This window comes from Simplicispira sedimenti (genome assembly GCF_022760965.1).
Taxonomy (GTDB): Bacteria; Pseudomonadota; Gammaproteobacteria; order Burkholderiales; family Burkholderiaceae_C; genus Simplicispira; species Simplicispira sedimenti.
In genome coordinates, this window is record NZ_JAKVIJ010000009.1 from 172,458 (window position 1) to 182,508 (window position 10,051).

A 10,051-nucleotide genomic window follows, 5' to 3' on the forward strand; every position below is an offset into this window, starting at 1 on the left:
TCAGGGGCGTGTCAACAAGATAACGCCATGGCTCTGTGTGGAGTGCACATGGCCAGAGCCCACTTAACGGATCGGGCCATTGCAGGCATCCACCATTCGTGGCACAAATACAGGCCACACCCACGACAGGAGGTATGCAAATGGCCCATCACAAGGCAGCCACACATCCCATGGCCCATATCCGGCGGGCGTTCACCATGGCTTCCGGGAAAAAAGGCCAGTTCTTTTCCCTGCCGGCATTGGCGCAGGAATATCCGGCAATAGGGCGCCTGCCAGTCTCGATTCGTATCGTCCTCGAATCGGTGCTGCGCAATTGCGATGGTCGCAAGGTCACGCCAGAGCATGTGCGGCAATTGGCCCAATGGGCGCCTCAGGCCGAACGCAAGGATGAGATCCCCTTCGTCGTTTCGCGCGTGGTGCTGCAGGACTTTACCGGCGTGCCCCTGCTGGCCGACCTGGCTGCCATGCGCAGTGCCGCCCAGCGCCTGGGCAAGAACCCGAAGAAGATCGAGCCCCTGGTGCCCGTGGATTTGGTGGTGGACCACTCCATCATGGTGGACCACTACGGCAGCAAGAAGGCGCTGGACCTGAACATGAAGCTCGAATTCCAGCGCAACCGCGAGCGCTACGAATTCATGAAATGGGGCATGCAGGCCTTCGACACCTTTGGCGTGGTGCCCCCGGGCTTTGGCATCGTGCACCAGGTCAACCTCGAATACCTGGCGCGCGGTGTGCACAAGACCAAGGATGGCACCTACTACCCCGACACCCTGGTGGGCACCGACAGCCACACCACCATGATCAACGGCATTGGCGTGGTGGGCTGGGGCGTGGGCGGTATCGAGGCCGAGGCCGCCATGCTGGGCCAGCCGGTGTACTTCCTCACGCCCGACGTTGTGGGCTTTGAACTCACGGGCCGCTTGCGTGAAGGCGTCACGGCCACAGATCTGGTGCTCACCGTGACGGAAATCCTGCGCCAGCACAAGGTGGTGGGCAAGTTCGTGGAATTTTTTGGCGAAGGCACGCGCACCCTGGCGCTGCCCGACCGCGCCACCATCGGCAACATGGCACCCGAATACGGCGCCACCATGGGCTTCTTCCCGGTCGATGAAAAGACCATTGAGTACTTCAAGGGCACCGGCCGCACCAAGGCCGAGATCGAGGCCTTCGAGGCCTACTTCAAGGCCCAGGGACTGTTCGGCGTGCCGCTGGCGGGCGAGCTGGACTATTCGCAGGTGGTGCGTCTGGACCTGGGGCAGGTCACCCCCAGCCTGGCCGGCCCCAAGCGCCCGCAGGACCGCATCGAGCTGGGCCAGGTCAGCCAGCAGTTTGCCGACCTGTTCAGCAAACCCAACGCGCAAAACGGCTTCAACCGCCCGGCGCAGGATCTGCGCACGCGCTATCACATCCACCGCCGCGACGAGGTAGTGACGGGGCCTACCCCCGACGGCAAAGCCACGCCGATGGGAGCGCCGCGCTTTGTGGTCGAGATGGAGGCCAACAAGCCTGCACTGGCCACAGCGCACGGGCACAACAGCAAGGCTACGCTGCCTGCCAAGGGGACCGAACCGACCGTGGGCAATGGCGACGTGCTGATTGCCGCCATCACCAGCTGCACCAACACCAGCAACCCCAGCGTGCTGCTGGCCGCAGGCCTGCTGGCCCAAAAGGCGGTGAAAGCCGGGCTGCGGGTGGCGCCGCACATCAAGACTTCGCTGGCGCCCGGCTCGCGCATCGTGACCGAATACCTCACAGAAACCGGGCTTCTGCCGTACCTGGAAAAGCTGGGCTTTGCCGTGGCGGGGTATGGCTGCACCACCTGCATCGGCAATGCGGGCGACCTCACGCCCGAACTCAACGAGGCCATCACCCAGAACAACCTGGTGTGCGCGGCGGTGCTCTCGGGCAACCGCAATTTCGAGGCGCGCATCCACCCGAACCTCAAGGCCAACTTCCTGGCCAGCCCGCCGCTGGTGGTCGCCTACGCCATTGCGGGCACCGTGCTCAAGGATCTGATGACCGAGCCCGTGGGCCAGGGCAAGGGCGGGCGCGACGTGTACCTGGGCGACATCTGGCCCACCAGCGAGGAAATCCACCAGCTCCTGAAGTTCGCCATGAAGGGCAAGGCCTTCCGCGAGAACTACGCCAAGGTGGCCACCGATCCCGGCACGCTGTGGAAAAAAATCAAGGGCGTCAGCGGCACGGCCTACACCTGGCCGCAGAGCACCTACATTGCAGAGCCCCCCTTCTTTGCTGATTTTGCTATCAATTCAATAGCTTATGGCGCTTATTCAGTGGGTGCTACAGGCCAAAATCATTCAAATCCTGTGGCCGTGCAGGGTGCACGCACCATGGCCTTGTTTGGCGATTCCATCACCACCGACCACATCTCCCCCGCAGGCTCCATCAAGGAAAGCTCCCCCGCAGGCCAGTGGTTGCTGCAGCATGGTGTGCACAAGGCCGACTTCAACAGCTACGGCGCGCGCCGGGGCAACCACGAAGTCATGGTGCGCGGCACCTTTGCCAATGTGCGCATCAAGAACCTCATGCTGCCCGCGCTGGCCGATGGCTCGCGGGAGGAGGGCGGCTGGACGCTGCACCAGCCCTCGGGCGAAAAGCTGTCCATCTTCGACGCAGCCCAGCGCTACCAGGCCGAAGGCGTGCCTACCGTGGTGTTTGCAGGCGAGGAGTACGGCACCGGGTCGAGTCGCGACTGGGCTGCCAAGGGCACGCAGTTGCTGGGCATACGCGCGGTGGTGGCGCGCAGCTTCGAGCGCATCCACCGCAGCAACCTGGTGGGCATGGGCGTGCTGCCGCTGCAGTTCAAGGCGGGCGAATCCTGGGAAGCGCTGGGCCTGACGGGGCATGAGCGCATCGACATCCTGCCCGACCCCGCGCTCACCCCGCGAAGCGAGGCGCGGCTCGTGGTGCACCGCAGTGACGGTACGCGCCTGGAGACCACGCTGATACTGCGCATCGACACGCCCATCGAGGTGGACTACTACCGTGCAGGCGGCATCCTGCCTTACGTGCTGCGGCAGTTGCTGGAAGGATAGGAACACCCTCCTCAGGCGCCTTCGGCGCCTGAATATCGGCGTAGCGGCGGCCCTTGCGCGAGAGCCCTGGCCTTGGGCGCGCCAGGTTCATGGGCCGTGGGTCGGCAAAGCGGATGGGGGGCTGGCTTGGCCTTCAGCGCTCGGCGTCCACCGCCTGCTGCACGGCCTTGTAGAAGGCTTCGCGCGCCTCGCTCTCCTTGGGCGAGCTGGCGCCCCCGGCCCAGTTGGCGTTGGAGGCGATCACCAGCTGGCGCTTGGGGTCGATGAAGATGCCCTGGCCGAAGATGCCGCGCGCGGCGAAACTGCCGTCGTCATAGGTCCACCACTGGTAGCCGTAGCCGCGCCCGGGCTTGCCGATGTCGGCGCGTTTGGTGGTGGCGTCCTGCAGCCAGCCTTCGGGCAGGATGCCTTGGCCCTGCACCTTGGCGCCCTCCAGGATGAACTGGCCCATGCGCGCATAGTCGCGCGCGGCGGCCTGGATGCAGCAGCCGCTGATCTCCTGGCCCGTCTTGCTCAGAATCCAGGTGGCCTGCTGCTCCATGCCTGCGGGCTTCCAGATCTTTTCTTCCAGGTACTGCGCCAGCGGCCTTTTCGTGGCCTCGCTCACGAGGATGCCCACCAGGTTGGTCTCACCTGTGCTGTAAAGCCAGCGCTCGCCCGCCGGGGCCTGGCGCGGCAACTGGCGCAGGTAGCTGACGATGGCGGGCACGCCGGCTTCGGGCGCGTGGTTGTTGAACCGGGCAACGTCGGAGTTCGGGTCGCCGTAGTCTTCGTTCCAGCGCACGCCGGAGGTCATGGTGAGCAGCTGGCGGATGCTCACGTCGTCGTAGGCCGAGCCCTTCATGCTGGTGATGTAGTCGCTGACCTTGTCGTCCATGCTCTTGATGTGGCCGTCCTTCAGCGCGGCGCCCACCAGGGTGGAGGTGAAGGACTTGGCCACGGAAAAGCTCGTCCAGCGGCCGTCCGGGCCGTAATCCAGGCCGTAGCGCTCCACACGCAGCTTGCCCCCTTGCACGATGAGGATGGCGCTGCTGCGCTGGCCCGCCATGTAGGCGTCCAGGTCCAGCGGCAAGGCCAGCGGCGGGCCGGGGGGTAGGCTGCGCGGCGTGCTGCTGGGCTGCACCACGCGCCACTTGGCCAGCAGCGGGATGCGGTCCAGTGCGCGGAAGGCCGCGTCGCGCTGCGGCACGCTCCAGAACAGCAGGTCGCGGTTGGTGGGCACGGTCTTGAGCAGGCCGCGCGTTTCCTTGTCCAGACTGAACCAGCCGGCCGTGCCGGCCAGCACCAGCGTTGCCAGCGTGCCCAGCGCGATTTTCTTCAGGGTTTTCAACGGTGCACTCCCCGTGCGGTAACAAGACAGCGAGGATTGAACACCAAGCGTGCAGCGCGGGGCAGCGGGTTTCCCCGGCTGACGTAACCCGGCCTCGCGTCAGGGGCGCGGGCAGGCGCCGGCCGTGCACTTGACGGTGTACTGGCCGATGAAGGTGCGGAAGTTCTTGCCCAGCTGGCCCATCTGCTCGCAAACGTCGCCGCGCGCGTCGAAGGCAAAGCCCTGGCTGCCGTCGGCGTTGAGCAGTTCCACCCGCTTGAGCCCGAACTGTGCAAACTGTTGCGGATTCATCCACTGCTCGCCGCAGATGTTGTGGAACACAAAGGTGGCATACACCAGCTCGGACACCTCGGCCTTGCTGGTGTGCAGGCGCAGCACGCCGTCCTCCATGTGCGCCGACTTGAGCGCGTTGCCGTGCAGCGCCTTCTGCAGTGGCGGGGGGACGTTCTTGAAATCGGTGTTGGCAAGGGCCAGCGGGCAGGCGGCGGCCATCATCAGGGTGGTGAGCAGGGCTTTCATGGCAATGTCCTCGGGTCGTATTCGCCGACATTGTGCCGGTATCCGCCCCGCCTGGGCGGCGAAGGGCGCGAACCCCCGCCATGTGTGCACAATCGCCCGCATGAGCGACAAAAAGACCCTGCTGCTGGTGGACGGCTCCAGCTACCTCTACCGCGCCTTCCACGCCATGCCCGACCTGCGTGCCGTGCCGGGCGATCCGAACAGCCCGGCCACGGGTGCCATCCGCGGCATGATCAACATGATGCAGGCGCTGCGCAAGGAGGTGCAGGCCGACTATGCCGCCTGCGTGTTCGACGCCAAGGGCCCGACCTTCCGCGACGAGATCTACCCTGCCTACAAGCAGCAGCGTAGCCCCATGCCCGACGACCTGCGCGCGCAGATCGCGCCCATCCACGAGGTGGTGCGCCTGCTGGGCTGGAAGGTGCTGGATGTGCCCGGCGTGGAGGCTGACGACGTGATCGGCACGCTGGCCGTGACTGCGGCGCGCCAGGGCATCGAGGTGATCGTGAGCAGCGGCGACAAGGACCTGGCGCAACTGGTGAACGAGCACATAACCATCATCGACACCATGAGCGGCAAGCGCCGCGACCTGGCCGGCGTGGAGGCCGAATTTGGCGTGCCTGCGCGGCTGATGGTGGACTACCAGACCCTGGTGGGCGACGCCATCGACAACGTGCCCGGCGTGGAGAAGGTGGGCCCCAAGACGGCGGCCAAGTGGCTGCAGGAATACGGCTCGCTCGACGCCGTGGTGCAGAGCGCCGACAAGATCAAGGGCGTGGCCGGTGAGAACCTGCGCAAGGCGCTGGACTGGCTGCCCACGGGCCGGCAACTGCTGACCATCAAGACCGACTGCGATCTCGGCGGCTGGGTCGAGGGCCTGCCCCGGCTCGACGCCATCGCCCTGGGTGCGCCCGACACGCCCCGGCTCAAGGATTTTTACGAGCAGTACGGTTTCAAGGGCCTGGCGCGCGCGCTGGGCGCCGAGGCCCCGGCCGCCGCGCCCGCACCCGTGGTGGCCATGCCCGGCGAAAGCGGCGACCTGTTTGCCGACCATTCCGCCAGCCCCGTGGCCGAGGCCGCGCAGCACCGCACCGTGGTGTACGACACCGTTCTCAACTGGACCGACTTCGACCACTGGCTGCAGCGCCTGATGAAGGCCGAACTGGTGGCGCTGGACACCGAGACCACGTCGCTCGACGAAATGCGCGCCGAAATCGTGGGCATCAGTTTCAGCGTGCAGCCGGGCGAGGCCGCCTACATTCCGCTGGCCCATGCCGGGCCAGACGCCCCCGCGCAACTGCCGCGCGACGAGGTGCTGGCGCGCCTCAAGCCCTGGCTGGAAAACGGCAAGCACCACAAGCTCGGCCAGCACGTCAAATACGACCGCCATGTGTTCGCCAACCACGGCATCGAAGTGCAGGGCTATGTGCACGACACCATGCTGCAGAGCTACGTGCTCGAAGTGCACAAGCCCCACGGCCTGTCCAGCCTGGCCGAGCGCCACACGGGCCGCACCGGCATCAGCTACGAAGACCTGTGCGGCAAGGGCGCGCACCAGATCCCGTTCGCCCAGGTGCCGGTGGACAAGGCGGCCGCCTATTCCTGCGAAGACTCGGACCAGACGCTGGACGTGCACCTGGCGCTGTGGCCGCTCTTGCAGGCCGACGACAAGCTGCGCTTCATCTACGAGCTGGAAATCGCCAGCAGCGAGGCGCTCTACCGCATCGAACGCAACGGCGTGCTCATCGACGCGCCCACGCTCGCGCAGCAAAGCCACGAGCTGGGCCAGCGCATCCTGCAGCTGGAAACCGAAGCCTATGAGATTGCAGGCCAGCCTTTCAACCTCAGCAGCCCCAAGCAGCTCGGCGAAATCTTCTTTGACAAGCTGGGCATGCCCGTGGTGAAGAAAACCGCCACCGGCGCGCGCAGCACCGACGAGGAGGTGCTGGAAAAGCTGGCCGAGGACTACCCCCTGCCTGCCAAGCTGCTGGAGCACCGCAGCCTGACCAAGCTCAAGGGCACCTACACCGACAAGCTGGCCCAGCTGGCGCTGCCGCGCACAGGCCGCGTGCACACGCACTACGCGCAGGCCGTGGCCGTCACGGGCCGCCTGTCGAGCAACGACCCGAACCTGCAGAACATCCCCATCCGCACGGCCGAGGGCCGGCGCGTGCGCGAGGCCTTCGTGGCGCCGCCCGGCTGCGTGATCGCCAGTGCCGACTACAGCCAGATCGAGCTGCGCATCATGGCCCACATCAGCGGCGACCATGCGCTCTTGCACGCCTTCCACGCCGGTCTGGATGTGCACCGCGCCACCGCCGCCGAGGTGTTCGGCGTGGCGCTGGACCAGGTGACCAGCGAGCAGCGCCGCTATGCCAAGGTCATCAACTTCGGTCTGATCTACGGCATGAGCAGCTTCGGCCTGGCGAAAAACCTGGGCATAGAGACCAAGGCCGCCGCCGCCTACATCGACCGCTACTTCCAGCGCTACCCCGGCGTGAAGCAGTACATGGACGAAACCAAGGCCGCCGCCAAATCCATGGGTTATGTGGAAACCGTATTCGGCCGCCGCTTGTACCTGCCCGAAATCAACTCCCCCAACGGCCCGCGCCGCGCCGGCGCCGAGCGCGCCGCCATCAACGCCCCCATGCAGGGCACGGCGGCCGACCTCATCAAGCTGGCCATGGTGGCCGTGCAGAGAGAGCTGGACGCCCACAAGCCCGGCATCAAGATGATCATGCAGGTGCACGACGAACTCGTGTTCGAGCTGCCCGAGAGCGAGGTGGACTGGCTGCGCAGCCACATCCCGCGCCTGATGGCCGGCGTCGCCGACCTCAAGGTGCCCCTGCTGGCCGAGGTGGGCGTAGGGCCGAACTGGGACAAGGCGCATTGATGCCCCAGCGCCGGAGCCGACGCGGCGCAGGCAAAGGGGTCAGATCACGATTTCGCGCAGCGAAACTCGGGCTCTGACCCCTTTCCCGGAACACGGGGCACGATGCTGGCAACCCGCAGCGCATCCGAGCCATTCACCCTCAGTCCTGCCACATTTTTTGGTCTTTCCTGCCTCTAGCGCTTACCCAGCAAGCGCAATCAGCTATCAAATTTGAAGTCGATGAATCCCCGCCCACGCACCTTGCGCCCTGCCACCTGGACCCCCGCCATCCGCATGGGCCTTTCGATTGCCGTCGCCACCGGCCTCTACGGCATCTCGTTTGGCGCCCTGGCCGTGGCCGCTGGCCTCACCGTGTGGCAGGCCATGGCGCTGAGCCTGCTCATGTTCACCGGCGGCTCGCAATTCGCCTTCATCGGCGTCATCGCGGGCGGCGGCGCAGGCTCTGCGGCCCTGGGCGCTGCCGCGCTGCTGGGCGTGCGCAACGCGGTCTACGGCATGCAGATGAATGCCATGGTGGCCCCCACCGGCTGGCGCAAGGCCGTGGCCGCGCAGCTCACCATTGACGAATCCGCCGCCACCGCCGCAGGCCAGACCACGCCCGATGAACAGCGGCGCGGCTTCTGGACGGCGGGCATCGGCGTGTTCGTGCTCTGGAACCTGTTCACCCTGCTCGGTGCCGTGCTCGGCGATGCCCTGGGCGACCCGCGCCGCTGGGGCCTGGACGGCGCGGCCGTGGCCGCCTTCCTGGGCCTGCTCTGGCCGCGCTTGCAGCAGCGCGAACCCGTGGCGCTGGCCGTAGTCTGCGGCGTGGCCACGGCCCTGGCCGTGCCCGTGCTGCCGCCGGGCCTGCCCATCCTGCTGGCCGCCGTGCTCGGCGCCGCCTGGGGCTGGTGGGGCCGCGACCCCGATGCCGACGCGGCCACGCCGCCCGCCCGCGAAGGAGGTGCGGCATGACGCTCTGGGGCTATATCCTGCTGGCCTGCGCGGCCACCTACCTCACCAAGCTGGCGGGCTACGCCATTCCTGCCCGCTGGCTGCAAAACCCGCGCATGACCCGCGTGGCCGGCGCCATGACGGTGGCGCTGCTGGCCGCGCTCACGGTGATGAACACCGTGGCCTCGGGGGGCGCACTGGTGCTCGACGCGCGCCTGGCGGCCCTGGCGGCGGCGGCACTGGCGCTGTGGCTGCGCCTGCCGTTCCTGCTGGTGGTGCTGTTGGGGGCGGTGGCGTCGGCGGGGGTGCGGTGGTGGGGGTGAGAGGGTGGCGGATTTCCCGGTCCTGAACCTCCACCCGCAAGCTCTAGCAGGCTGCTGAAATACTCCCCGCCAACCCTCTGCGCCTGCCACCGAGGCAGGACAATCGAGACATTCCCCCGAACCACCAGACAAGCCATCCATGCGCGGAGCCGACACCTTCACCGAGAGCCTGTTCACCATGCGCCATCTTGATGACTTCGTGCCCGCAGACCATCCTTTGCGCGTGATCCGCATGATGGTCAACAAGGCCTTGGCGAGTATGAACGAGTTGTTCGCTCAGATGTATGCGGCCGACATCAAGGGCGGGCGCCCCAGCATTGCCCCCGAGAAGCTGCTGCGCGCCATGCTCATTCAGGTGCTCTACAGCGTACGCTCAGAACGCCAGCTCATGGAGCAAACCCAGTACAACCTGCTGTTTCGCTGGTTCATTGGCCTGGCCATGGACGATGCGGTCTGGGTGCCCACCGTCTTCAGCAAGAACCGCGAACGCCTGATCGAGCACGATGCGGTCATCGAGTTCTTCAACCAGATCGTGCAGCAAGCCCAGGAACAGGAGCTGCTCTCGGGTGAACACTTCAGCGTGGACGGCACCCTGATCCAGGCCTGGGCGGGCCACAAGAGCTTTGTGCGCAAAGACCGCCAGGGCGACGACGATACCGACGCGGGCAACTTCAAAGACCAAAAGCGGAGCAACGACACCCATGAATCCACCACGGATTCAGATGCACGGCTGTACCGCAAAGGCAAGACGGCCAGCGAACTGCGCTTTATGGGCCACACGCTTACTGACAACCGCCATGGGTTGGTGGTCAGTGCTGTGGTCACTCAGGCTGACGGGCATGCAGAGCGCGAAGCGGCCAAGGCCATGATCAACGATGCGCGCCAGGCGCTACCGGGCGATGAGCCCATCACCATCACCCTGGGGGCAGACAAAGGCTACGACGCCAAGGAATTCATTGAAGCCCTGCGAGAGATGAACGTGCTGCCCCATGTGGCG

The 10,051-nt window shown here is 66.2% G+C and carries 7 protein-coding genes; 5 read left to right on the forward strand and 2 right to left on the reverse strand.

The window, feature by feature from the left end:
• Positions 1 to 140 precede the first annotated feature (140 nt).
• Complete coding sequence (locus tag MJ602_RS11595; protein WP_423246704.1) at positions 141 to 3,056, forward strand: aconitate hydratase; 2,916 nt, start codon at positions 141 to 143, stop codon at positions 3,054 to 3,056.
• A 133-nt stretch (positions 3,057 to 3,189) separates the two neighbouring features.
• Here MJ602_RS11595 and MJ602_RS11600 read toward each other — a convergent pair whose 3' ends face one another.
• Positions 3,190 to 4,386: a serine hydrolase domain-containing protein gene (locus tag MJ602_RS11600; RefSeq protein WP_243020952.1), complete on the reverse strand. Its 1,197-nt coding sequence runs from the start codon at positions 4,384 to 4,386 to the stop codon at positions 3,190 to 3,192.
• Positions 4,387 to 4,485: 99 nt separating this feature from the next.
• A complete protein-coding gene (locus tag MJ602_RS11605; RefSeq protein ID WP_243020953.1) occupies positions 4,486 to 4,905 on the reverse strand; it encodes a hypothetical protein in 420 nt (139 codons plus the stop codon).
• Between the two features lie 100 nt (positions 4,906 to 5,005).
• Here MJ602_RS11605 and polA point away from each other — a divergent pair, with 100 nt between their 5' ends.
• From polA to MJ602_RS11625, 4 genes are all read left to right on the forward strand, one after another.
• Complete coding sequence (gene polA, locus MJ602_RS11610; protein WP_243020954.1) at positions 5,006 to 7,798, forward strand: DNA polymerase I; 2,793 nt, start codon at positions 5,006 to 5,008, stop codon at positions 7,796 to 7,798.
• A gap of 219 nt (positions 7,799 to 8,017) precedes the next feature.
• Positions 8,018 to 8,752 (forward strand): AzlC family ABC transporter permease, encoded by a 735-nt coding sequence (locus MJ602_RS11615; RefSeq protein WP_243020955.1) that lies wholly within the window; start codon positions 8,018 to 8,020, stop codon positions 8,750 to 8,752.
• Positions 8,749 to 9,054, forward strand: coding sequence for an AzlD domain-containing protein (locus tag MJ602_RS11620; protein ID WP_243020956.1), 306 nt, complete (start codon positions 8,749 to 8,751; stop codon positions 9,052 to 9,054). Before MJ602_RS11615 ends, MJ602_RS11620 begins: the two co-directional genes overlap by 4 nt.
• 139 nt (positions 9,055 to 9,193) lie before the next feature.
• Positions 9,194 to 10,051 (forward strand): IS5 family transposase (locus tag MJ602_RS11625; RefSeq protein ID WP_243020957.1); only part of this gene is annotated, 858 nt, incomplete at its 3' end.